This is a genomic window from Rhodovulum sp. P5 (assembly GCF_002079305.1).
GTDB lineage: Bacteria > Pseudomonadota > Alphaproteobacteria > Rhodobacterales > Rhodobacteraceae > Rhodovulum.
This window is the reverse complement of record NZ_CP015039.1, coordinates 1,176,970-1,201,224: the sequence shown is the minus strand read 5'-3', so window position 1 is coordinate 1,201,224 and position 24,255 is coordinate 1,176,970. Positions and strand designations below refer to the sequence as shown.

The window sequence follows — 24,255 nt, the reverse complement described above, 5'->3', positions numbered from 1 at the left end:
GGGCGGGCGCGTTTCGTCCGGTCGGGGCCTTGTCAGATGGCCGAGCTGTGACCGGCCTTCGACAGGTCGTAGGCGTCGAAGGCGCGGGCGATCATCCGGGTCAGCGGCTTGCCGTGTTCGGGCACGACCAGACCGTCATTGGTGAAGTCCACGAAGCCCGCGAAATGATCGGCGACGTCCTGGAACATCTTGTTCAGGTCCGTCTTGGAGATGCCGAAGGTTTCCGTGATCTCGGCGGTGTCGATGCGGAATTCGCACATCAACTGCTCGATCATGCGGCTGCGCATGTTGTCCTCGGGGGTGAAGACATGGCCGCGGCCCGTCGCAAACCGACCGTCGCGGATGCGTGCGGTATAATCCGACGTGCCAGAGAGGTTCTGCGCGTAGCCTTGCGGGAACTTCGAGATGGACGAGGCGCCAAGCCCGATGAGCGCGGGCGCGGTATCGTCGGTGTAGCCCTGGAAGTTGCGGCGCAGCTTGCCGGCATCAAGCGCCACGGCCAGCCCGTCTTCGGGGCGTGCGAAGTGGTCGATGCCGATTTCGCGATAGCCGTCCCACAGGAACAGTTCTTTCGCCGTTTCGTAAAGCTTCAGCCGCTTTTCCGGGGTCGGCAGGGCATCGGCGGGGATCATCGACTGGCGCCGCGCCATCCAAGGCACATGGGCATAGCCGTAAAGCGCGACGCGGTCGGGCGACAGCGACAGCAGCTTTTGCACCGATTCGGCGATCCGTTCGTTCGATTGATGCGGCAGGCCGTAAAGGATGTCGGCGTTCAGGCTGTCGATGCCCTTGCCGCGGATCATGTCGACGGCGTCGCGGGTGACGTCATAGCTCTGGATTCGGCCGATGATCGACTGGATCTGCGGGTCGAAGTCCTGAATGCCGATGGAGGCGCGGTTCATCCCGGCCTGAGCGAGCACGTCAAGGCGTGCATCGTCGATCTCGTTGGGATCGATCTCGACCGAGAATTCGCCCTTTTCGTGCATCGAGGTGATCGCGAAGATCGCCTCGGTCAATTCGCCCATCATCTCGGCGGTCAGGATGGTCGGCGTGCCCCCGCCCCAGTGCAGGCGCGACAGCGTCACGCCCTTGGGCAGGTGCCGGCCCAGCATGGCGATCTCGGACTTCAGCGTCTCAAGATAGGCCTGCACGGGCGCGTCGGACCGTGTGCCCTGCGTCCGGCAGGCGCAGAACCAGCACAGCCGGCGGCAGAAAGGCACGTGAATATACAGGGAAATCTGCGAACCGGGCGCGATCTGGTCGATCCACCCGGTGAAGTCTCCATCGTCCACCGACGCATTGAAATGGGGTGCCGTGGGGTAGCTGGTGTACCGGGGCACCTTGGCGTCGAACAGACCGAGACGCGTGAGTTGCGATTCTGTGCTCATTGCACTAGCGTTAGGTTTACCCAAGGGGACTCTCCTTGATCGACATCAAAATGGAAGACGGAATGGCTGCGACCGACACGCCTTTGGTGCAGGGTGACTGCTCGGATTGCCCCATTCGGCATCGCGCCGTGTGCGCACGTTGCGAGGCCGATGAACTCGAAAACCTCGAGGCAATCAAATACTACCGGACCTATGACGCCGGGCAGACGGTGATCTGGTCGGGTGACCGTATGGATTTCGTCGGCTCCGTGGTCGAGGGGATCGCCACGCTCAGCCAGACGATGGAGGACGGGCGCACGCAGATGGTGGGCCTGTTGCTGCCGTCCGATTTCGTGGGGCGCCCGGGCGCGACACGGCGGCCTATGACGTCATCGCGACGACGACGTTGACGATGTGCTGTTTCCGCAAGAAGCCGTTCGAGGAGATGATGACCCGGACGCCCCATATCGGGCAGCGGCTTCTGGAAATGACGCTGGATGAACTGGATGCGGCGCGGGAATGGATGCTGCTTCTGGGCCGCAAGACCGCGCGCGAGAAGATCGCGAGCCTTCTGGCGATCATCGCGCGCCGCGACACCTCGCTCAAGCTTGTCAATGCACGGGGCAAGATTGTCTTCGACCTGCCGCTGACGCGCGAGGCGATGGCCGACTATCTGGGTCTGACGCTGGAAACGGTCAGCCGGCAGATATCGGCGCTGAAGCGCGATGGCGTGATCATTCTTGAAGGCAAGCGTCACGTGACGATCCCCGATTTCGATCGACTTCTGGGTGAGACGGGCGATGACAATGATGGGGGCATGCCCGCCTGAGGCTTGCCCCCCGCGATGGCCCCTAGTGGGCCATCAACACCGGTATGTCGGTCTTCTCCAGCATGTTGCGCGTTGCCCCGCCGAGGATCGCCTCGCGGAAGCGCGAATGACCGTAGGCGCCCATGATCATCAGGTCGGCCTCCATATCTTGGGCGTGACGCTGCAGGACATCGGCCACCCGCGGCATGGTTTTCGCAAGCACAGAGATTTCCGACTTCACGCCGTGGCGCGACAGCATCTGCGACAGCGCGCCGCCCGGGTCGGAGCGGTCGGGGCCGTGTTTGGGCGGATCGACCACGGCGATGTTCACGATATCGGCGGCTTGCATCAGCGGCATGGACTGCTTGATCGCGGCCATGGCTTCGGCGCTCTGGTTCCAGGCGATCAGGATCCGCTGGCCGATATTGGCCGTGTCGGCGCCTTCGGGCACGATCAGCAGGGGGGCGTGCCCGTCGAACAGGATCGCCTCGGTCGCGGCTTCATCCTCGATCCCGCGGCCTTCGCCATAGGGGCGGGGCATGACGACGAGGTCGGAAAACCGCGCCCGCTGCGCGACAAGATGGCTGAGACCCGCGATCTGGGCGACGGCAGCTTCGGCCGACCATGCGATGCCTTCGCGGCCCAGCCGGTCTTTCACGGCCGTTTCGATCTTGCCGGCATCCTCCTGCGCCTTGTGCAGGGTCTCCTGCTGGATGAAGGCATTGGTGCCAGCGTAGTAGTATCCGGTCTGGGTGCGGTCCACGCCAAGGCACAGCACGTCCAGATGCGCCTCCTCCCGTGTCGCAAGCGTGATCGCCGGTTCGATGGCTGAGTCGGCGATATCGGTGTTGGTTATGATGGTCAGAATGGTCTTGTAGGCCACCTGTGGGCTCCTTCGCGCCGGTTGAGACGTCGAGGGGAGGTTAAAACATTCTGAACTTCCAATGCTTTGACCTTGATCAATCTGGAATTCGAGAAGTTAGAAAGCATGACTTGGATCAATGCAGCTTATTGCATACGATAACAATTGTCACAGTACTGTGAGGGAGTCGTCCGGAGGAACGCCGGACGGTTGAAGACGAAGGGACAATCTATGTGGGACTACGTTAAGATCGCCGTGTTCGGCGTGATTGCGGTGCTTGCCGCAATCGCGGCGAGTTACGCGCGCGACATGGCCTATATGGTGCATGCGGTGATCATCATGCTCGTTGCGGCGGGTGTGATGCTCTGGACATTGCGCCGCACCGGCGCGCCGAAACCGGCGCCGTCGACGGGCTATATGGACGATGTCGTCCGCGCGGGCGTCATCGCGACCTGTTTCTGGGGCGTGATCGGCTTCTCTGCGGGCACGTTCATCGCCAGCCAGCTGGCCTTTCCCTGGCTCAATTTCGAATGGGCACAGGGCTATCTGAACTTTGGCCGCCTGCGGCCGCTGCACACGTCTGCAGTTATTTTTGCCTTTGGCGGTAACGCCTTGATCGCAACGTCGTTCTACGTGGTCCAGCGGACCTCGGCCGCGCGGCTGTGGGGTGGGAACCTCGCGTGGTGGGTGTTCTGGGGCTATCAGCTGTTCATCGTGCTGGCCGCGACGGGCTATGTGCTGGGCGCGACGCAGTCCAAGGAATATGCCGAGCCGGAGTGGTATACCGACTGGTTCCTGACGGTGATCTGGGTCGCCTATCTTGCGATCTTCATGGGCACGATCCTCAAGCGGAAAGAGCCTCATATCTACGTCGCCAACTGGTTCTACCTGTCCTTCATCGTGACCGTCGCGATGCTGCACATCGTCAACAACCTGTCGATCCCGGTGTCGTTCTTCGGCTCCAAGTCGGTGCAGGTCTTCTCGGGCGTGCAGGACGCGATGACGCAGTGGTGGTATGGCCACAACGCGGTGGGCTTCTTCCTGACCGCAGGCTTCCTGGGCATGATGTACTACTTCGTGCCGAAACAGGCTGAACGCCCGGTCTACAGCTACAAGCTGTCGATCATCCACTTCTGGGCGCTGATCTTCCTGTATATCTGGGCCGGTCCGCACCACCTGCATTATACGGCGCTGCCCGACTGGGCCTCGACGCTGGGCATGGTGTTCTCGATCATGCTGTGGATGCCCTCCTGGGGTGGCATGATCAACGGCCTGATGACGCTGTCGGGCGCGTGGGACAAGCTGCGCACCGATCCGATCATCCGGATGATGGTGGTTGCCGTCGGCTTTTACGGCATGTCGACCTTCGAAGGGCCGATGATGTCGATCAAGGCCGTCAACTCGCTGTCGCACTACACGGACTGGACGATCGGCCACGTGCATTCCGGTGCGCTGGGCTGGAACGGCATGATCACCTTCGGCGCGCTCTACTTCCTCGCCCCGCGGCTGTGGAACAAGGAGCGTCTGTACTCGACCGCCATGGTCTCCTGGCACTTCTGGCTGGCGACCATCGGGATCGTGCTCTACGCCGCCTCGATGTGGGTGACCGGCATCATGGAAGGCCTGATGTGGCGTGAAGTCGATGCCCAGGGCTTCCTGGTCAACAGCTTCGCCGACACGGTTCAGGCCAAGTTCCCGATGTATGTGGTCCGCGCCACGGGCGGGGCGATGTATGTCACCGGTGCCGTCATCATGTGCATCAACATCTGGAAAACCGCGACCTCTGCACCGGCCAAGCAGCCGGCGGCAGTTGCGGCTCCGGCTGAGTAAGGGGGTTCGCCATGTCCATTGTCGACAAGCACAAGATACTTGAAAAGAACGCCTCGCTGCTCATGGCCTTCAGCTTCCTGGTGGTGACCATCGGGGGGCTGGTGGAGATCGCGCCGCTCTTCTACCTTGAAAACACCATCGAGGAGGTGGACGGCGTGCGTCCCTATTCCCCGATGGAGCTGACGGGGCGGGACATCTATGTCCGCGAGGGGTGCTATGTCTGCCACAGCCAGATGGTGCGCCCGATGCGCGACGAGGTGGAGCGTTACGGCCATTACAGCCTTGCAGCGGAATCGATGTACGACCATCCGTTCCAGTGGGGCTCCAAGCGGACGGGTCCCGACCTTGCCCGCCTGGGCGGCCGTTACTCGGATGACTGGCACGTGCAGCACCTGCGCAATCCGCAGTCCGTGGTGCCGGAATCGGTCATGCCGAAATACGCCTTCCTCGAAAACCGGATGCTCGATGGCGAGTACATCGAGGACAAGATGCGGGTGCACAAGGCCGTTGGCGTGCCCTACACCGACGAGATGTTCGAGAACGCGCGGGCGGATTTCCTCGTGCAGATCGACCCCGACGGGGACTATGACGGTCTGCTAGAGCGGTATCCGGGGGCGCAGGTGCGCAACTTCGATGGCAATCCGGGTATCTCGGAGATGGACGCGCTTTTGTCCTATCTGCAGATGCTTGGCACGCTGGTCGACTTCTCGACGTTCGAGCCGGACGCGAGCCGCTAGGGAACAGGGCATGGATACCTATTCCGTAATGCGTCATTTCGCGGACAGCTGGATGTTGCTGTTTCTGACGCTGTTCTTCGTCGGTGTGATTGTCTGGGCGTTTCGCCCAGGCAGCGCCAAGGCCTACGAGGACAGCGCCAACATCCCGTTCCGGCATGAAAACGAACCCGCAAGCACCGATGAAGGTGCAGAGCGCCATAGGGAGGCGCAATCATGAGTGATGACAAGAAAAAGCTGCCCGAGGATGTGGTCGGCACGACCGGTCACAGCTGGGACGGCATCGAGGAGTTGAACACCCCCCTGCCGCGCTGGTGGTTGTGGACGTTCTACGCCTGCATCGTTTTCGCACTGGGCTATTCCGTCTTCTACCCGGCCTGGCCGATGAAGGATGGGGCGACCCCGGGTATTCTTGGCTATTCGACCCGCGCCGATGTCCAGAAGGATATCGAGAAGTTCGAGTCCCGGAATGCCGACCTGGTGGCCAAGCTGACCGAGGTGGAATTGTCGCCCGAGGCGATCAAGGCCGACCCGGCGCTTTACAACTACGCGGTGCAGGGCGGGGCGGCGGTGTTCCGAACCTATTGCGCGCAGTGTCACGGGTCGGGGGCCGCGGGCGTTCAGAATCTCGGCTATCCGAACCTCAACGACGACGACTGGCTGTGGGGCGGCACGCTGGAAGACATCTATACGACCGTAACCCACGGCATTCGGAACGAGGATGACCCCGATGCCCGCTGGTCGCAGATGCCGGCCTTCGGCGACGATTACCTCTCGGACGAGGAAATCGCCTCGGTTGTTCAGTACGTCCGGAAAATCTCCGGGCAGGAACATGATGCCGCATTGGCAACCGAGGGCGAAACGGTGTTTCTTGACAACTGTGCTGCTTGCCACACGGAGGAAGGCACCGGCGACCGCTATCAGGGCGCGCCCAACTTGACGGACGCGATCTGGCTTTATGGCGGTGATGTCGAAACGCTGACCGAAACGGTGACCTATGCAAGGTTTGGTGTGATGCCGACTCACGCCGACCGGTTGAGTGAAGCGGAGCGGCGGGCCGTTGCCACCTATGTCCACCAGTTGGGCGGCGGCGAGTGACAAAACGACTTCCGGGGGCCCATGGCCCCCGGTTGATGGCACCGGCCCCCATCCTGTTCGCGCGTTTCCACGGGGGCCGGTGTCTATCATCGCCGAAGTCCCCAAACCCGTCCAGCGCGCCATCTGAGAGAGCCCTGTGCGCCCACGCACAGAATTAGAGTTTTTCCAATTCTCGCGCCTCGATGCCTCCGATTCGATTGGAAAATGTGAACCTGTGATGCGAATTAAGACGGGTGGATCGCTTCCAATCGATGCCTCAAACGTCTAGCAACGTGTCATGAGGGCCTGCATCGCGACGCGCGCAGCCAATCTGCCACGCCCGACCGGCCCGCAGCCCTGAACGGAGAGTCAGCCTCGTGAGCTCGACAGACCAGAATCCCGAACGCCTTTATTCCGCGCGCGAGCCGATTTTCCCCCGCCGCGTGTCCGGCCCATTCCGCCGCCTGAAATGGTGGCTGCTGGCCATCTGCCTTGGCATCTACTACCTGCTTCCCTGGGTCCGGTGGGACCGGGGCCCCAACCTGCCCGATCAGGCCGTTCTGGTCGATCTGGCAAATCGCCGCTTCTTCTTCTTCTGGATCGAGATCTGGCCGCACGAATTCTACTTCGTCGCGGGCCTGCTGATCATGGCCGGTCTGGGGCTGTTCCTCTTCACATCGGCGCTGGGCCGGGTCTGGTGCGGCTATTTCTGTCCGCAGACCGTCTGGACGGACCTGTTCATCCTGACCGAACGCTGGATCGAGGGGGACCGCAACAAGCGGGTGAAGCTGTGGAATGCGAAATGGGACGCGCGGAAGGTGCGCCTGCGCCTGACCAAATGGGCGCTTTGGCTGGCCATCTCGATCGGCACGGGCGGGGCATGGGTGTTCTATTTCGCCGATGCGCCGACGCTCTTGTGGAACATGCTGACCCTCAGCGCGCATCCGGCCGCCTATTCGACCATCGCGGTTCTGACCTTCACCACGCTGACCCTTGGCGGGTTCATGCGCGAACAGGTCTGTGTCTACATGTGCCCGTGGCCACGCATTCAGGCCGCGATGATGGATGAGGACACCATCACCATCGGCTATCGCGAATGGCGCGGCGAACCCCGCGGCAAACATCGCAAGGCGGCGGGCGCCGACAACCTCGGCGACTGCATCGACTGCAACGCCTGCGTGAACGTTTGCCCGATGGGCATCGACATCCGGGACGGGCAGCAACTGGCCTGCATCACCTGTGGTCTGTGCATCGATGCCTGTGACGAGGTGATGGACAAGATCGGCAAACCGCGCGGGCTGGTCGACTACATGGCCCTGTCGGACGAGGCCCGCGAACGCGCCGGCAATCCGCCCAAATCGATCTGGAAGCATGTCTTCCGCCTGCGGACGGTTCTTTACACGACGCTCTGGACCGCGGTCGGCGTGGGCCTGATGGTGGCGCTTTTCGTGCGGTCCGACATCGATATGACGGTCGCCCCGGTCCGTAACCCGATCTATGTCACCATGTCGGACGGGTCGATCCGCAACACCTATGACGTGCGGGTGCGCAACATGCATGGCGAGGATCGCGTCTTCAAGATCACCGTCACGCCGGCCGAGACCTACAGCATCAATGTCGAGGGGGCCGAAGACGGAACCTTCACCGTGCCGCCCGATGCCACGATGCTGAAACGGGTCTACGTGGTCGCGCCCAAGGACAGTGCCCCGGCCAACACCCTGTCGAGTGATGTCCGCATCTGGCTGGAGGATATCGTCGCGCAGGAGCGGACCTACAACGACACCGTCTTCAACGGGAAGGACGGAAAATGAGTGGCAAGGAACTGACCGGTCGCAAGGTCCTGATCATCACGGTATCGGCCTTTGCTGTGGTGATCGCGATCAACCTGACCCTTGCCTTTCAGGCGGTCCGAACCTTCCCGGGGCTGGAGGTCGATAACTCCTATGTCGCGAGCCAGGAGTTCAACGAGGCCCGCGACGCGCAAGAGGCCTTGGGCTGGTCCGTCGATGTCGACTATGATGTGGCGGAGGGCCGTTTCGTGATGGGGGTCGTCGATACCGAGGGTCGGCCCGTTCAGGTGCCGGGTATCGATCTGACCATCGGCCGGGCCACCAGCAACCGTGACGACCAGCGGCCCGATCTGATCTACTACAACGGCCAGTACTCGGCGAAGATGCAGCTTGACCCCGGCTACTGGACGATCCGGCTGGAGGCACGGGCGGAGGACGGCACCACGTTTCGCCAGCGCATGGAACTGTACGTAGGGGGCTAGAGCATGGGAGCTGCGCTCGACACACGGCCCACGGCCTCGGCTTGTCCCGCCTGCGCGGCTGCGCCGGCGGCCGAAGCCCTGGCAGAGGCCGGGGTGCCCAAGGACGCCCGGCTGTTCCTGTCGTTGCCGACCATCCATTGCGCGGCCTGCATCTCGGCGGTCGAACGGGAACTGAACGGTACCGCCGGCGTGCACGAGGCGCGGGTGAACCTGACGCTGAAGCGCGTCGCCGTGGAGGCTGACGCAGACATCACCGCGGCGGACCTGACGAGCGTGCTGGCACGGATCGGGTATGAGGCGCATGAGCTTGACCCCGGTGTGATTTCTGCCACGGCGACCGACAAGGCCGGGCGCGATATCCTGATGCGGATCGCCGTGTCCGGCTTTGCGATGATGAACGTGATGCTCTTGTCCGTGGCGGTCTGGTCGGGGGCAACGGACGCCACGCGGGACATGTTCCACTGGATCTCCGCAATGATCGCGCTGCCGACCATCGCCTTTGCCGCACAGCCCTTTTTCCGCAATGCCCTGTCGGTGCTGAAACATGCGCGGCTGAACATGGATGTCCCGATCTCTCTGGCCATCATCCTTGCCGCCGGTATGTCGCTGTATGAAACCGCGCAGCATGGGGAACATGCCTATTTCGACGCGGCGCTGTCGTTGACGTTCTTTCTGCTGGCCGGTCGCTACCTCGACCACCGTACCCGTGCCGTGGCCCGGTCCGCGGCCGAGGAACTGGCGGCGCTTGAGGTTCCGCGCGCCCTGCGCCGTGGCACCGACGGCGCCGAGGAAACCGTGCCCATTTCCGACATCGTGGTGGGCGACACGGTTCTGGTAAAGCCCGGCGGCCGCGTGCCTGTGGACGGCGTGGTGGCCGAGGGGACGTCGGAGATCGACCGCTCCCTTCTGACCGGGGAAAGCCTTCCCGCCGCCGCCGGTCCGGGTGACGCGCTATGTGCGGGGGAGGTGAACCTGACCGGGCCGCTGGCCGTCACGGTCACCGCGGCGGGGGAGGACAGTTCGCTCCACCGCATGGCCGATCTCGTGGCCGTCGCGGAAAGTTCCAAAAACCGTTACACCTCGCTCGCCGACCGGGCGGCGCGGATCTATGCGCCCGGTGTGCATCTGCTGTCGCTCACCGCGTTCCTCGGATGGCTGTTGATCTCTGGCGGCGACATCCGCCTGGCCCTCAACATCGCCGTGGCGGTTCTGATCATCACCTGCCCCTGTGCGCTGGGCCTTGCCGTGCCGGCCGTTACGACCGCGGCCTCCGGACGGCTGTTCAAGCGGGGCATGCTGATCAAGGACGGCACCGCGCTGGAACGTCTGGCAGAGGTCGATACGGTCGTCTTCGACAAGACGGGCACGCTGACGCTGGGTGCGCCCGAGCTCATCAATCTGGGCGATCACCCGCGGCGCGATCTGGAAATCGCGCTGGCGCTGGCGTCCCATTCGGAACATCCGCTGGCCCGGGCGCTGACCGACGCCGCGCGCGGCGCAGGCGTGCGCCCCGCGTCGCTGTCCGATATCCGCGAGGTGCCGGGCTTCGGTGTCGAGGCGACCCTTGGCGGAGAACCGCTGCGCTTTGGTCGGGCCAACTGGGTCGGGGCAGAGACATCGGAACAGACGGCCGCTTGGCTGCAGGTTGGTCCATCGGCCCCGCGCGCCTTCACCTTTGCCGACCGTCTGCGTCCCGGTGCCGAACAGGCGGTGGCGGAACTGCGCCGCCGGGGCCTTGGCGTGCGCCTGATCTCGGGCGACGCGCCGGCCCCGGTGGCCGATCTGGCCGAACGGCTTGGCATCGACGACTGGACGGCAGAGGCGCTGCCGATGGAAAAGGCCGAGGCCGTGCGGGCCCTCAGCGAGTCCGGTGCGCGTGTGCTGATGGTGGGTGACGGGCTGAACGACACTGCGGCCCTGGCCGCCGCGCATGTCTCGATCTCGCCGGCCACGGCGCTTGATGCGGCCCGCGTTGCCTCTGACATCGTGTTGCTGGGCACCGATCTGGCGCCGCTGGGGGAGGCAGTGACGACCGCGCGAAAGGCCACCCGCCGCATTCACGAGAATTTCGCGATCTCGGCGCTTTACAACCTGATCGCCGTGCCGATTGCGCTGGTCGGGCTGGCCACGCCGCTGGCCGCTGCATTGGCAATGTCGGCGTCCTCGATTACAGTATCGCTGAACGCCCTGAGGCTGAGGTAACGCCCATGGAAATGCTTGCCGTCCTGATCCCGCTGTCGCTGACGCTGGGGGCCTTCGGGTTGATCGGGTTCTTCTGGGCCTTGAAATCCAACCAGTTCGACGACCCCGAAGGCGACGCGCGCCGCATCCTGAACACCGACTGGGACGACAAGCCCAAGCCGTGATGCCGTCTAAAGAATGCGGATCGTGACTCGTCCGATGCCGTGGATGGCAACGGTGCAGTTGTCGCCGCGTTCCAGCACCCCCACGCCATCCGGCGTTCCGGTGTAGATCAGATCACCTGGTGCCAGCGTTACCAGACCCGACAGATGTGTCACGATCTCCGGCACGCTCCAGATCATTTCGGCGATGTCGCCGTCCTGCCGGGTTTCTCCGTTCACGGTGCAGACCAGCCGCCCCTCGATCGGATGACCGAGTTCCGAGGCGGGGATCAGGGCCCCACAGACGGCGGCGTGGTCGAACCCCTTGGCCATGTCCCACGGTCGCCGTTCTGCCTTGGCCTGGGCCTGCAGGTCGCGGCGGGTCAGGTCGTTGCCGGCGCCATAGCCCCAGACATGGGACAGGGCATCGGCGGGCCGTATATCCGCACCGCCCACGCCGATGGCGACCACCAGTTCGCCTTCGTGATGCAGGTTGCCGGTGGCGGGCGGGTAGGGCACATCCGCCCCGTCTTCGACCAGCGCATCGGCAGGTTTCATGAAGAAGAACGGCGGCTCCCGCGAATCCTCGCCCATCTCGCGGGCATGTTCGGCATAGTTGCGCCCGACGCAAAAAATGCGCCGCACCGGAAAGCGCGCCTCGGCCCCGACGATGGCAAGGGATGGCCGGGACGGTTCCGGAATTGCGAAGCGCGCGCTCATGATGTGGGCCCGATGGGCTTGCAGTCGGTGCCGTGGGCGGCAAGACGACGACAGGCCATCGCGGCTTCATCCTCGGTCAGGCCGACGAAATTGGCATCGAAGCCGCGCGGGTTCTGAACCACCTTGCGCAAGGCATCGTCCAGCATGCCAAGCTCCTGCAGCGCGGTCTTCAGCAAGACCCGCTCCGCCTGATAGCGCGAGCCATAGCGGCCGACATTGATCCCCCAATGCCGCCCGCCGGAGGAGGACATCCGCGTCACAACCTCCTGTTGGCGCGAGGCCGGGGCGGTCTGGACCAATGCGGCAGAGGTCAACTTCATGCGTCCGGGGCGGGCAGGCGGGGGGGCGATATCGCTTGATGCCCGTGTGACAGGGGCGGCGGCGGGTGTTGGCCGAAGCTCGTCTTGCGCCAGCTTGACGGCCGTTTCCACGCCCTTGGTGATCGTCTCCAGCAGGGCATCGGGGGCCTGCGCCGTCTGGATCGCCTGGGCGGCCGGCCGCGGCTTTGGATGCAGGGACGCCTTGAGTGCCGAGACACGCGTCGCCTGTGCGCCGTAGACGGGTTTTTTCGGCTTGCGCACGGCAACATGGCTGGGCGCGCGTTTGAACCCCATGTCCAGCAATTCGGCGACCCGGGCATTGCGTTCCACCGATGTGCGTCCGCCGAAAACGGTGGCGATCACGCGCTCCCCTCCGCGTTCGGCCGAGGCGACGAGGTTGAACCCCGCGGCGCGGGTGTAACCGGTCTTGATGCCGTCCGCCCCGCGATAGCTGTTCAGAAGGCGCCGGTTCGTGTTCGGAACGGTCCGCACGCCCGCATCCGTGGTCAGGCGTGAGAACAGGTTGTAGTATTCGGGATAGTCATAGAGCAGATGCTGGCCCAGCGTGGTCATGTCCCGTGCCGTGGACAGATGCCCGTCTTCGGTCAGACCGTGGGCGTTCTTGAACGTGGTGCGCGACATGCCCAAGGCCTTCGCCGTGCGGTTCATCCGCCGGGCGAACTTGGCTTCCGACCCTTCGATGGCCTCTCCGATGGCGGTGGCGGCGTCATTGGCCGACTTCACCGCCGCGCCCCGGATGAGATAGCGGAACTTGATCCGCTGCCCCGCCCGCAGGCCGAGTTTCGAGGGCGGCTCTGCCGCGGCCTTCTTGGAGATCGTGACATACTGGTCGAGACCGATTTCTCCGTTCTCCACCGCCTCGAAGGCGATATAGAGCGTCATCATCTTGGTCAGCGAGGCCGGGTGCAGCCTTGTGTCGGCGTTGCGCGAATGCAGGACCTTGCCGTTTCGGGCGTCGATCACCATCGCCGCATAGGGCGCGGCCATCGCGACGACGGGGGCCGCCATCATGGTTAACGTCAGAAGAGTCACGAATATTGCGCGCTGAACGCACTGTGCCGGGCGTTTCACGTCGATAGCCTTTTCACTGCCTCTTGCCGCCCGGTTCTTTGTTCGTGGGCGATCTGGTTAAGGTAAGGTAGCACAAGTGTGAATTCGCGAAAACACATTTATTCCAAGGCACTTTAGGGATTTGTTAACCTGTTTCTAGATGTCGTCGCGGGCTGCGCCCGCGCCACAAGATGTCACTGCGGGCACCGGGGCGGGCGCACCGAATCTTCAGTCTGTTGCAATTCTGCAAAGGCCGCCTGACCGGGCGCGGCTCTGTCACAGCGGTGTGCCGCGCCCCAGAGCCTGCCCGCCGGGGCACCGGCCTTGCCCTGCTTTGGGGAATCGGGACCTGCCCGCCGTCTGTCCGACGGCCCCGGCCCGAGGGCCACGGACCACGCCGGTTGGGGCGACGTCCCGTTCCGGTTGTGACCTTGCAGATGGGGTGGTTCCGTCCCGGTCGGGAATTCCGGAAGGCGCGCCCGGCAACCCGATTTTGTAGGCGAGACGTTGATCTGCATCAATGGAAGAGGGTCCCCCATCGACCCATGCTTCCGGGGGGAACGACGCGCTTCGTTTGGAAGGTGGATCGCGGTGAGGCGGGAAATCAGGGCAGTGGCAATCGGGGCCGCGGTCAGCGCGGTGGCGTTTTCCATCGGTGCGATCCTGTTGGTGGGACGCTCGCTGCCCGATTATGACGGCGTGGTTCCCGTCTCGGGCCTGCCGTCAGAGGTCACGATTGCCCGCACCGAAAATGCCATCCCGCACATCTATGCGGATCGCGATGCGTCGGTCTTCTACGGCCTTGGCTATGCTCATGCCCAGGACCGGATGTGGCAGATGGAGGTCTTGCGCAGGCTGTCTCAGGGCCGTTTGTCCGAACTTGTCGGCGCAAAGGCGCTGCGGGCCGATGAACTCCTGCGTCGCATGGACCTGCATGGCGCCGCCCGGGCGTCTTTGGCCGTTCAGGAACCCCTTACGCTGGACTGGCTGGATGCCTATGCGGCCGGGGTGAACGCCTATATCGAAACGCACCGGGGGTTTGGTGCAGCAGCGCCGGAATTCCTGCTGTTCCCGACCGAACTGGAAATTTGGGAACCTGCCGACAGCCTTGCCCTGATGAAGCTGCTCGCGCTCCAGCTTGCCTCCCATGTCGACCGGGAGGTCTTGCGTGCCCGTGTGGCCCGTCGCGTGGGCCCTGAGCGGCTGGCCGACATCCTGCCCGATGATCCCCACGGCGCCATCGTCGCGATACCGGATCTGGCCTGGCTCGATCAGACGCTTGGGAATGGCGTCGCGACCCACGGCGACCTCTGGCTGCCGGGGCTTGGCCGGGACTGGTCGTCCAACGCTTGGGCCGTGGGGCCATCGCGGTCTGTGACTGGTGCCTCGCTCCTCGCCAATGATCCGCACCTGGATTATTCCGCGCCAAGCATCTGGTATCTGGCGCGGCTTGGCCTTTCGGGCGGCGATGTGATCGGCGCGACGATTCCGGGGCTTCCCGCGGTGCTCTCGGGGCGGAAGGCCACGCTCGCCTGGGGCATCACGGCTGCGAACATGGATGATCAGGACGTGTATCTGGAGCGTCTGAACCCGGACGATGCGACCGAGGTTCTGACCCCTTCGGGATACAGGCCGCTGCGGGTAGAGGCTGCACGGCTGCACGTCCGCGGTGGCGATCCGGTCGATATCGAACTGCACTGGTCGGAGAACGGGCCGATTCTGCCTGATCGCTACTACGATTTCTCGACCATCACGCCGCCGGGCCATGTCGTTGCGATTGCCCGCACGCTGTTCGACCGGGAAGACCGGACGATGAGCGCCGTTCACCGTCTGCTTCAGGCGGGGACCGTGGAGAGCGCCATTGAGGCCATGCGCGATTTCGTGACGCCCGCGATGAACCTGAGCCTTGCGGACCCTGACCATATCGCGCTTCAGGTGGTCGGCCGCATGCCGCGGCGCGGCCCGGGGCACGAAACGCTGGGCCGGATGCCGTCCCGGGGCTGGATTGCCGCGAACCGTTGGGACGGTTACCTGCCCTATGCCGACAGCCCCCGGGTGGTCGACCCCGTCTCCGGGGTCATCGGGAACACCAACAACAAGACCGCCGATCGGCCGTTTCCGCAGCATGTGTCCTTCGATTGGGGCGACACCCAGCGCATTCACCGTCTGGCCGAGGCGCTTGGGGCACGCGACCTGCATGACCGCCAGAGCATGAAGGCGCTTCAGGGCGATACGGTCAGCCCTCCGGTGCGCACCGTCCTGCCGGCTGTGCTGAAGGCCATCAGAGCCGACGATCCGCGTCTTCAGCGCGTTGTAGGCATGTTGCGGGAATGGGATGGCCGGATGCGGGCGGACCGCCCCGAACCCCTGATTTATGCCGCCCTGTTGCGCCAGTTGCAGATCGATCTGACGCAAGACGAACTTGGGCCCGATATCGAGGGCTTCACCCATCCGCGGATCGATTTCCTGCAGCGGGTGTTCTCGGACACCGACGGGGCTGCCATCTGGTGTGACGACATCTCGACGCCGGTGGCGGAAACCTGCGCCGATATGGCGACGCGCGCGCTCAGGGCCGTGCTTGACGGGCTTGACGTTACATCGGGGGCACAGGTCGAGGCGTTGCGCTGGGGGGATGACCACATCGCCACGCATGACCATACGGTCTTGGGCCAGGTGCCGGGGCTTGGTCCGTTGGTCAACATCCGGCACGCTGCCGATGGCGGGGACCATACCCTGAAGCGCGGACGCACGAGCGGCAAGCCGGCAGCCCCGTTTCGCGATGTGCACGGGTCGGGTTATCGCGCCATCTATGACATGGGCGATCCCGACAGATCGCTTTTCGTGATCTCAACCGGACAGTCCGGTCACCCGCTGTCGCGCCACTATCGCGATCTCTGGCGTATCTGGCACCGGGGCGAGTATGTTCCGATGGACCTGACCCCGGCAAGTGACGCAGCCTTTCCGACCGTCTTGCGGCTGACGCCGAAACGGCAATAGCGCAGCCCCTGCCGGTCACATCGGCACGAACAGTCGAACCTGGGACAGGAACGATGCAATCGACGGCTTGGATGTCCGGCGCATGCGGATATTTGCGATGCCCTGACCGCATTTGATTGAATTGAACGTGCGTTCACATAGGATCCGATATCATGGCACGCACATCCGGGTCTCACTCCGAAATCACCGGCCCCCGGCTGCGCGCGGTGGCCCAAAGGCTGTTCGCGCAACATGGCTATGCGGCGGTTTCCATGCGGCAGATCGCGGCGGAGGTGGGCGTTCAGGCCGGCGCGCTTTACAACTACATCCCCGACAAGCAGGGGCTGCTTGTCGACCTGATGACGGCGCATCTGACGGGTCTTCTGGCCGCTTGGGAGGATGAGCCCAAGGGCGCCGGGCCGCTTGCGCAACTGGAAAGCTTCACGCGCTTCCACATCCGCTATCACCTTGAACGTCCCGACGCGGTCTTCATCGCCTATATGGAGTTACGAAATCTGGAGCCGGGGAACTTCGCAGAGGTCGAGGCCTTGCGGAAACGCTATGAAAAGGTGCTGGAAGACATCCTTCGCGCAGGGCAGGCGGCCGGGGTCTTCGCGCTGCCGGACAGCAAGCTTGCGACGCTTGCCCTTATCGCAATGCTGACGGGCGTGACCACGTGGTATCGGGACGAGGGACGGTTGAGCCGGGAAAGGGTCGGCGACGTCTATTGGGCGATGGTCCGCCAATCGGTCGGCGCCTGATCCGAGGCCGCCGACACCTATGCCCCAAAAAGAGAAACGCCCGCCAAAACCGGCAGGCGCTCCTTGACTGGACAAAAGGCCGGAAGATTACTTCTGGACTTCGCCCGACATGATGCCGCGCATGAACTTGCCGAACGGGCTTTCGCCGCTCGACTTGGATTCGGAGCCGGGAAGCTCGGTGTCGAACATGGTCGGCTTGTCGCTGAGCAGCGGCCAGCCCATGCGGCTGGAGAAAACGGTGGGGCTGTCGGTCATCAGTTCGACGCGGCCTTCACCCAGGGTGTAGTCGAGCAGCGGCCAGTTCATCTGGCTGGACAGCGGGGTCGCATCGTCCGTCTTCAGCTGGACGTCGGTCTTACGGCTGCTGAGCAGCGGCAAGTTGAGCATGTTCGAGAGCGGGTACTTGTCGTCAGAAAGTTTGTTAGTCATGATCCACCTTCTTAGGTCCTGTCCACCAATACGAGCTTGGCTTCCCAACCAACATGGCAACTTCGGCGTTTCGGGCAAGGTGATTTTTCGCCGCGTCCTGATCTTACAGCTTGACGGAGCGGGTTTCGCTTAACATTCACGCGAGCATTGCGCCCTCTCGCCGGGAGCCCTGCGGCACTGGGCGCCAGAGACGGGCTCGATTCGCATGGGGGACAAAGATGTCGGAGGAACTCGCGATTCTTGGTGTTTCGCCGCTGCGCCGCGTGATCGGGCTTGTGGCGCTGGCCTTTCTGGCCGCTTTGCTGTTCTACATCGCACTTCTGGAGCCGCCGCAGGCATGGGGCTGGCGGATGTTCCTGCTGGTCCTTGGGGCCGCAACGCTGGCGCTGACCGAGGCAATGCGTCGCGCCACGGCGAAGGCCCTTATCCTGCGTGCCGACGGCCTTTTCGACAGCACCGGGCGGCCGATTGCGCCGCTTGACCGGATCGCCGGGATCGAACGGGGCATGTTCGCGCTGAAACCCTCCAACGGATTCACGATCCGGCTGACGCAGCCCTTGTCTCGCGGCTGGGCGCCGGGTGTCTGGTGGCGGCTTGGCACATGGGTGGGCGTGGGCGGCGTGACCTCTGCATCGCAGGCAAAGGTCATGGCGGATGTTCTGGCGGCCCTGCTGGCGGGTGGTTCGGCCGGATGTGTGTTCCCGAATGAGGAGCGCGACTGACGCAATCGCCGGCCGACCGGCTCGTAATCGGGTCATCGTCGCGACTCGTTGAGCGCTTTTGGCGAGGAGATCAGGGCGGCCCCGGGCGGGGCTCGCGCGTCGGAAATACGCCTGCAAGCGGGCCTTTGCGGCCGGGGCGGGGGCTTCATCGCTGCGGCATGGCGACGGAAGTTCTTGTCATATCTTATTTCATGAATATCGTAGTGCGAACCCCGGTGGGAGGACCGGGGCGCTCAGGGGGGAGGCACTTTCAGCCGATGACGGCGCATTTCATCACCGCCGGGATCTTTCGCGAGACCGGCTATAGCGGCAATCATCCGCTGGCGATTGCGCGTGTGGGAACGGTCGAGCGGCTGTGCTCCGCGCTCGGCTGGATCGGCCCGGACCGTCACGTCGTCGAAGCCTTGCCTGCCAGCCGCGCCGATCTCGAACGCTTTCACGACCCGGCCTATATCGAGGCGATCCGCCGTGCAGAGGCCGCGGGGCGGGCCAGCCCCGAGGATCGCGAACGCCACCATATCGGCACGATGGAGAACCCGATCTTCCGCGGGCTCTATCACCGGGCCGCGGTGTCGGTCGGCGGCGCGCTGCTGGCCGCCGATCTGGCCCATGCGGGCGCGGTTGCGTTTCATCCCGGCGGCGGCACCCATCACGGGCGGCGCGACCGGGCCAGCGGCTTCTGCTTCTTCAACGATCCGGTCTTCGCGATTCTGGAACTGCTCGATCTGGGCCGGCGGCGGGTTCTGTATGTCGACCTGGATGCCCATCACGGCGACGGGGTGGAGGCCGCCTTTGCCGACGACCCGCGCGTGATGACGATTTCGGTGCACGAGGCCGGGCGCTGGCCTTTTACCGGGACGCTGGAGGATCGGGTGGGGCAGGCCTGCAACCTGCCCGTGCCGCCGCGCCTGAACGATGCAGAGTTCGCGCGGGTGATGGCCGGGGCGGTGTTTCCGCTGGCGCGGGGCTTTGCGCCGGATGCGGTGGTCATCACGGTTGGGGCGGACGCGCTGAAGGGCGATCCGCTGTCCTCGCTTGCGCTGTCGAATACCGGCATGTGGGATGCGGTAGAGCGTCTTGTCGCGCTGGCGCCCGCGGCCGTGGTGCTGGGCGGTGGCGGGTATAATCCGTGGACGCTGGGGCGATCCTGGGCGGGGCTTTGGGCGCGGCTGTCGGGACAGGCGATCCCCGAGCGGTTGCCGACCGAGGCCGAGGCGGTGCTTGCCGCGCTCGACTGCGAACTGGTCGAGGAAGAGGATCGCGCGCCGGAATGGTTCACCACGATTGCAGACGGCCGCAATGACGGGCCGGTGCGGCCCGAGGTGGAAGAGTTGATTGCGGCGGTCCGCGCTGCCGACCCGCTGGAGGAGGACAAGACATGGGCGACTGGCTGAGCCGCATAGAACGCATCGAGGCGCTGGAAGATGCCGACTTCGACGCGGAATTGGTGGCTGAAATGGAGCGCCACGCGCCCCGCGTGGAGGCCCGCCCGATCCGGTTTGCCACGCCCACCTTCAAGGAATACGACACGCCCGACATCAAGGGATGCGGGCGCAATTCCTTCCCGGCCTTCTCGATCACCGGGGGGGCCTGCGCGCTCGATTGCGACCACTGCAAGGCCAAGATCCTGGAGCCGATGATCCCCGCCACAAAGCCCGAGGTGCTGGACCAGAAGGTGCGCGATCTGATCGCCCTTCAGGGCTTGCAGGGGTTCCTGTTGTCGGGCGGGTCGAACCGGCGCAACGAGATTAACTATGACCGCTTCTATCCGGTGATCGAGGGGCTGAAGCGTGACTTCCCCGATCTGCGCGTCGCGATCCACACCGCCCTGACGGATGAGGCCGGGGCACAGCGGATGTCATCGGCGGGCGTCGACACCGCCATGATGGACGTGATCGGATCGGACGACACGATCCGTGAGGTCTATCACCTCGACCGGCCCGTCGAGGATTTCGAGGCCACGCTGGCCGCGCTGTCCGCGACGGATATGGAGATCTCGCCCCATATCGTCATCGGTCTGCATTATGGGCGCATTGTTGGAGAGGCGCGGGCGCTGGACATGGTCGCGCGCTATCCGACCAAGGCGCTGGTGCTGGTGGTGGTCATGCCTTTCTATGCGGAACCGGGGACCTTCGTGACGCCCGATGCCCATCAGGTGGGCCGCATCTTCATGGACTCCCGCGCGGTGCTGGCCGACCGTGACGTTCTGCTGGGCTGTGCGCGGCCCGCGGGCATGCACAAGCGGATCACCGATGCCTATGCGGTGATGGCGGGGCTGGACGGGATCGCCTTCCCGGCGGAGGGCGCGGTGGGCGTGGCGGCGCTGACCGGACGGCAATGGGAACAGGCCCATGCCTGCTGTTCCATCAAGCTGGGGGAGGCGCGGGCCAAGGCGGGGTGCGCGGCGTGAGCGTCGATGTTCTGATCGTGGGGCTGGGGCCCGCCGGGGCCTCTGCCGCGGCGGCGGCGGCCCGGGCGGGCGCGCGGGTTCTGGCGGTGGACCGCCGTGCCGAACCGGGCTGTCCCGTCCAATGCGCCGAGTTCGTGCCCGCCGCGCTGGCCGGCGAAACATCGGCCGTCGCCCGCTCCGCCGTGCAGGAGATCGCGGCGATGGAAACCTGTCTGGGCACCGGCGCCCCAGTTCGGACGCCGGATTTCCGTGGCGTGATGATCGACCGCGCGCGGTTCGACGCGGCGTTGGTGGAGGACGCGCTTGCCGCCGGGGCTGAGGTAATGACCGGGGTGGCGCTGCACGGGATCGACCCTGACGGAACGGTCGTTGTCGCCGACCGGACGATGCGGCCACGTGTGGTCATCGGGGCGGATGGTCCGCGCTCCACCGTTGGGCGGTTGGCCGGATTGCCCAATCGGGCTCTGGCCGAGGCGCGGCAGATCACGGTGCCGCTGCTGGCGCCCCATGACGCGACGGATATCTTCCTCAGCGCCGATATCGAGGGGGGCTATGGCTGGCTTTTCCCGCGGGGGGAGGAGGCCAATCTGGGCCTTGGCGTGGTGCCCCATGCGCGGGACCGGTTGAAGCCGCTTTTGGAAGACCTTCATGCCCGGCTTGTCCGGCAGGGGCGGGTTGGGGAGACGGCAACCCGCCTGACCGGGGGCAAGATCCCCGTGGGCGGTATGGTCGGGCCGGTGGGCCGGATCGGGCCGGTGGAGGTTCTGCTGGCGGGCGATGCGGCGGGTTTGACCCATCCGATCACCGGCGCAGGGATTGCGGCCGCCGTCCTGTCCGGGCGGTTGGCCGGCGAGGCGGCCGCGGACATGGCCGCGGGCCGGTCCGATGCCGCCGATGACTATGCCGAGGACCTGCACGATCTATACGGCCCATCGCTTGGGCTGGCCGTTCGACAGCGGCAGGCGCTGATGGCCACCTATGACAACGGCGGCCAGCCGACCGAGGCCGATCTGCGCCGGGCGTGGATCGCCTTTCCGGAATACCGACAGGACAAGACACAAACCCCAGCCACGGAGGCGAAGGAACCCGCATGAGTTGCCTGAACCAGAACCAGCAGCCCGCCCCCGGAACCGGCATCAACACCGCCGAACGGATGCAACCCCGCGCGCCGGGGCAGGTGCCCCCCACGATGAAGAACGGCCGCGCCGTGAAGGATGCAGGCATCGCGCCCGAGGGGCTTTATCGCCCCGATTACCGGGTCATGACGCCCCATATGCGGTCGCCAGAGTACGTGCAGATGTCGACCGCGGCGGCGATCACCCTGGGTCTGGTGGAGGGGCAGATGTACAACTGTTCCTGCACGCGCTGCCTCAACCTGCTCTTGACCTACCCCGAGGGCTGCCGCGCCAATTGCGCCTATTGCGGGCTGGCACGGCACCGGGAGGCAGAGCGGAACTATGCCGACCGCAACTTCATCCGCGTGGACTGGCCCGCCGCCCCGATGGCGGAGGTCGTGGACCGCATTGCTGCGGATGTCGACAACAGCCCGTTCCACCGCATGTGCATCTCGATGATCACGCACCCGAACTCGGATGAAGACACGGTGACTGTGCTGAAGACATGGACCGACCGGATCGACCCCGACGCGATCCCGATCTCGATCCTGTCCAACCCGACGACAATGACGCGCGAGGATATCGTGCGGTTGAAGGACATGGGCTCTGACATCTTTACCGTGGCCCTGGATGCGGCCAGCCCCGCGGTGTTCGATCGCACCCGTGGCAAGGGCGTTCAGTCGCCCCATAGCTGGGACACCTATTGGGACGCGATCCACATGGCGCGCGACATCTTCGGGCCACAGAAATTCGGCGCGCATCTGATCGTCGGCATGGGCGAGACAGAGCGCGAGATGATGGAGGTGATCCAGCGCCTCGTCGATCTGGGCGGGCATTCCCACATGTTCTGCTTCTATCCCGAAAAGGGCAGCCTGATGGACCACCTGCCCGCCACGCCCCGGGATCAGTGGCGGCGGGTGCAACTGGCCCGTTATCTGGTGGACTATTGCGGGGTGCGGGTCGAGCACATGACATTCGGCGACGATGGGCGGATTACCGATTTCGGGCTTCCGGCCTCGGAACTCGCCGCAATCGTCGATGCGGGGATTGCCTTCCGCACCTCGGGCTGCCCCGGCAAGTTTGCCGAGGACATCTCGGCCTGCGACCGGCCCTATGGCGACAGCCCGCCATCGGACATCGCGTCCTATCCGTTCGAATTGCGCCCGGCCGATCTGCGGCGGGTGCGCCACCAACTGGATATGGAACGCCCCGGAGAGACCTATGTGCCGGGGGAGGAATTGGACCTTGACTGAGGCCAAACCCTTCCGCGTGATCGATACGGGCGTGCGTGACTGCCGCGAACAGATCGCCTGCGACCAGGCGCTGATCGAGGGGCACAAGGCGGGCACCACGCCTGACACGGTACGCTTTCTGACGTTCCCGCCCTCGGTTCTGGCCGGGCGCCATCAGGCGATCAGCCAGGAACTGAACCTGCCCGCCTGCCGGGCGGCGGGCGTGGGCATCGGGCGGCGCGTCACCGGCGGTGGGGCGCTCTATCTGGATGAAGGGCAATTCGGTTGGGAGCTGGTGTTTCACAAGGCCACGCTGGGGATCACGTCCCTTGGCGATCTGGCGCGTGAAATATGTGAGGCTGCGGCGGAGGGCTTGTCGTCGCTGGGAATCGCGGCGCGGTATCGCCCGCGCAATGATATCGAGGTCGATGGGCGGAAGATTTCTGGCACCGGCGGGTTCTTCGACGGCGACACGATCTTTTACCAGGGTACGATCCTTGTCGCGATGGACGGGGCGAAGATGGCGGGCCTTTTGAACATCCCCGCCGCGAAGCTGGCCAAACACGGGGCGAGCGACGCCGCGAAGCGCATCGTGACCCTGACGGAGCTTTTCGACGGCGCACCGCCCCCGGCGGCCGAGGTGAAAGAGGCCCTTCTGGCGGCCTTTGCGCACCGGCTGGGCATCGCGCCCGAATGGGGTGAGATCACGGACGGCGAAGAACGCCTCGCGCAGGAGATCTTCGACAGTGAAATCGGGCAGGACGAGTTCGTCTACGGGATCGACGATCCGGGCAAGGCGGCCGATGTCCTGTCGGCCAGCCATATGGGCAAGGGCGGCACCATCACGGCGCATCTGCGGCTGGAAGGCGCGCGGCAGGACCGTATCCGCGAGGTGCTGTTTACCGGCGATTTCTTCGTCGCGCCGCCGCGGATCGTCCCGGACCTTGAGGCGGCGCTGCGTGGTGTTCCCTTCGACGAGGTCGAGGGGGCGGTTCAGGGGTTCTTCGATGCGGCCGGGGCCTCGCTGATGTCGGCCGCGCCTGCGGATTTCACACAAGCCTTGCAGGCCGCCGCCGCGGGCCGGGCCTGACCGTCAGCGCCACGGAAAGAACGGGTTAGAGGCGGGGATACCCGGCCTGTGCACCTGCGCCTTGGGCGCAGGCAGCGCTGCGTGTGTGCCCGGTTATCCCCGTCACGGGCCGATCAG

The 24,255-nt window shown here is 64.8% G+C and carries 21 protein-coding genes and 1 pseudogene; 17 read left to right on the top strand and 5 right to left on the bottom strand.

The features are described 5' to 3' along the window. Positions 1-32 precede the first annotated feature (32 nt). On the bottom strand, positions 33-1,388 hold the full coding sequence (gene hemN / locus RGUI_RS05870; RefSeq protein WP_081532194.1) for an oxygen-independent coproporphyrinogen III oxidase: 1,356 nt from the start codon (positions 1,386-1,388) through the stop codon (positions 33-35). Between the two features lie 62 nt (positions 1,389-1,450). Between hemN and fnrL the strand changes: the two are divergent. After that, positions 1,451-2,196: pseudogene (gene fnrL, locus RGUI_RS05865) on the top strand (transcriptional regulator FnrL). A 22-nt stretch (positions 2,197-2,218) separates the two neighbouring features. On the opposite strand, the gene RGUI_RS05860 reads toward fnrL, so the two are convergent. Next, on the bottom strand, positions 2,219-3,058 hold the full coding sequence (locus tag RGUI_RS05860) for a universal stress protein (RefSeq protein WP_081532193.1): 840 nt from the start codon (positions 3,056-3,058) through the stop codon (positions 2,219-2,221). A 210-nt stretch (positions 3,059-3,268) separates the two neighbouring features. Between RGUI_RS05860 and ccoN the strand changes: the two genes are divergently transcribed. The 8 genes from ccoN to ccoS all read left to right on the top strand — a co-directional run bounded on the left by ccoN (position 3,269) and on the right by ccoS (position 11,316). Next, positions 3,269-4,867 (top strand): cytochrome-c oxidase, cbb3-type subunit I, encoded by a 1,599-nt coding sequence (gene ccoN, locus RGUI_RS05855; protein ID WP_081532192.1) that lies wholly within the window; start codon positions 3,269-3,271, stop codon positions 4,865-4,867. 11 nt (positions 4,868-4,878) lie between these two features. Then, entirely contained in the window at positions 4,879-5,604 is a 726-nt protein-coding gene (gene ccoO / locus RGUI_RS05850) for a cytochrome-c oxidase, cbb3-type subunit II (protein ID WP_081532191.1), read from the top strand. Positions 5,605-5,614: 10 nt separating this feature from the next. Beyond that, positions 5,615-5,821 (top strand): cbb3-type cytochrome c oxidase subunit 3, encoded by a 207-nt coding sequence (locus RGUI_RS05845; protein WP_081532190.1) that lies wholly within the window; start codon positions 5,615-5,617, stop codon positions 5,819-5,821. Then, complete coding sequence (gene ccoP, locus RGUI_RS05840; protein WP_081532189.1) at positions 5,818-6,699, top strand: cytochrome-c oxidase, cbb3-type subunit III; 882 nt, start codon at positions 5,818-5,820, stop codon at positions 6,697-6,699. The genes RGUI_RS05845 and ccoP overlap by 4 nt, the downstream gene beginning before the upstream one ends. 356 nt (positions 6,700-7,055) lie before the next feature. After that, complete coding sequence (gene ccoG, locus RGUI_RS05835; protein WP_081532188.1) at positions 7,056-8,489, top strand: cytochrome c oxidase accessory protein CcoG; 1,434 nt, start codon at positions 7,056-7,058, stop codon at positions 8,487-8,489. After that, positions 8,486-8,950 (top strand): FixH family protein, encoded by a 465-nt coding sequence (locus RGUI_RS05830; RefSeq protein ID WP_081532187.1) that lies wholly within the window; start codon positions 8,486-8,488, stop codon positions 8,948-8,950. The genes ccoG and RGUI_RS05830 overlap by 4 nt, the downstream gene beginning before the upstream one ends. A gap of 3 nt (positions 8,951-8,953) precedes the next feature. Continuing rightward, the gene (locus tag RGUI_RS05825; RefSeq protein ID WP_081532186.1) at positions 8,954-11,152 is read left to right on the top strand and encodes a heavy metal translocating P-type ATPase; all 2,199 of its coding nucleotides are present in this window, start codon (positions 8,954-8,956) and stop codon (positions 11,150-11,152) included. Positions 11,153-11,157: 5 nt separating this feature from the next. After that, the gene (ccoS, locus tag RGUI_RS05820) at positions 11,158-11,316 is read left to right on the top strand and encodes a cbb3-type cytochrome oxidase assembly protein CcoS (RefSeq protein WP_081532185.1); all 159 of its coding nucleotides are present in this window, start codon (positions 11,158-11,160) and stop codon (positions 11,314-11,316) included. Between the two features lie 6 nt (positions 11,317-11,322). Here ccoS and RGUI_RS05815 read toward each other — a convergent pair whose 3' ends face one another. Continuing rightward, positions 11,323-12,012, bottom strand: coding sequence for a fumarylacetoacetate hydrolase family protein (locus RGUI_RS05815; protein ID WP_081532184.1), 690 nt, complete (start codon positions 12,010-12,012; stop codon positions 11,323-11,325). Beyond that, positions 12,009-13,364, bottom strand: a complete 1,356-nt coding sequence (locus RGUI_RS05810) for a D-alanyl-D-alanine carboxypeptidase family protein (protein ID WP_081532183.1) — start codon at positions 13,362-13,364, stop codon at positions 12,009-12,011. Before RGUI_RS05810 ends, RGUI_RS05815 begins: the two co-directional genes overlap by 4 nt. 651 nt (positions 13,365-14,015) lie before the next feature. On the opposite strand from RGUI_RS05810, the gene RGUI_RS05805 reads away from it, so the two are divergent. Then, positions 14,016-16,400, top strand: coding sequence for a penicillin acylase family protein (locus RGUI_RS05805; RefSeq protein WP_172841090.1), 2,385 nt, complete (start codon positions 14,016-14,018; stop codon positions 16,398-16,400). A gap of 152 nt (positions 16,401-16,552) precedes the next feature. After that, complete coding sequence (locus tag RGUI_RS05800; RefSeq protein WP_081532182.1) at positions 16,553-17,140, top strand: TetR/AcrR family transcriptional regulator; 588 nt, start codon at positions 16,553-16,555, stop codon at positions 17,138-17,140. An 87-nt stretch (positions 17,141-17,227) separates the two neighbouring features. Here the strand turns inward: RGUI_RS05800 and RGUI_RS05795 are convergent, their stop codons facing one another. Further along, entirely contained in the window at positions 17,228-17,569 is a 342-nt protein-coding gene (locus RGUI_RS05795; RefSeq protein ID WP_081532181.1) for a hypothetical protein, read from the bottom strand. Positions 17,570-17,787: 218 nt separating this feature from the next. Here RGUI_RS05795 and RGUI_RS05790 point away from each other — a divergent pair, with 218 nt between their 5' ends. From RGUI_RS05790 to RGUI_RS05765, 6 genes are all read left to right on the top strand, one after another. Next, on the top strand, positions 17,788-18,291 hold the full coding sequence (locus tag RGUI_RS05790; protein ID WP_081532180.1) for a hypothetical protein: 504 nt from the start codon (positions 17,788-17,790) through the stop codon (positions 18,289-18,291). Between the two features lie 257 nt (positions 18,292-18,548). Beyond that, the gene (locus RGUI_RS05785) at positions 18,549-19,685 is read left to right on the top strand and encodes an acetoin utilization protein AcuC (RefSeq protein ID WP_081532179.1); all 1,137 of its coding nucleotides are present in this window, start codon (positions 18,549-18,551) and stop codon (positions 19,683-19,685) included. Next, the gene (locus tag RGUI_RS05780; RefSeq protein WP_081532178.1) at positions 19,670-20,701 is read left to right on the top strand and encodes a radical SAM protein; all 1,032 of its coding nucleotides are present in this window, start codon (positions 19,670-19,672) and stop codon (positions 20,699-20,701) included. Before RGUI_RS05785 ends, RGUI_RS05780 begins: the two co-directional genes overlap by 16 nt. Then, entirely contained in the window at positions 20,698-21,795 is a 1,098-nt protein-coding gene (locus RGUI_RS05775; protein ID WP_216640106.1) for an NAD(P)/FAD-dependent oxidoreductase, read from the top strand. The genes RGUI_RS05780 and RGUI_RS05775 overlap by 4 nt, the downstream gene beginning before the upstream one ends. Beyond that, positions 21,792-23,069, top strand: a complete 1,278-nt coding sequence (locus RGUI_RS05770; protein ID WP_081532176.1) for a radical SAM protein — start codon at positions 21,792-21,794, stop codon at positions 23,067-23,069. Before RGUI_RS05775 ends, RGUI_RS05770 begins: the two co-directional genes overlap by 4 nt. After that, positions 23,062-24,138 (top strand): lipoate--protein ligase family protein, encoded by a 1,077-nt coding sequence (locus tag RGUI_RS05765; protein WP_081532175.1) that lies wholly within the window; start codon positions 23,062-23,064, stop codon positions 24,136-24,138. The genes RGUI_RS05770 and RGUI_RS05765 overlap by 8 nt, the downstream gene beginning before the upstream one ends. Positions 24,139-24,255 lie beyond the last annotated feature (117 nt).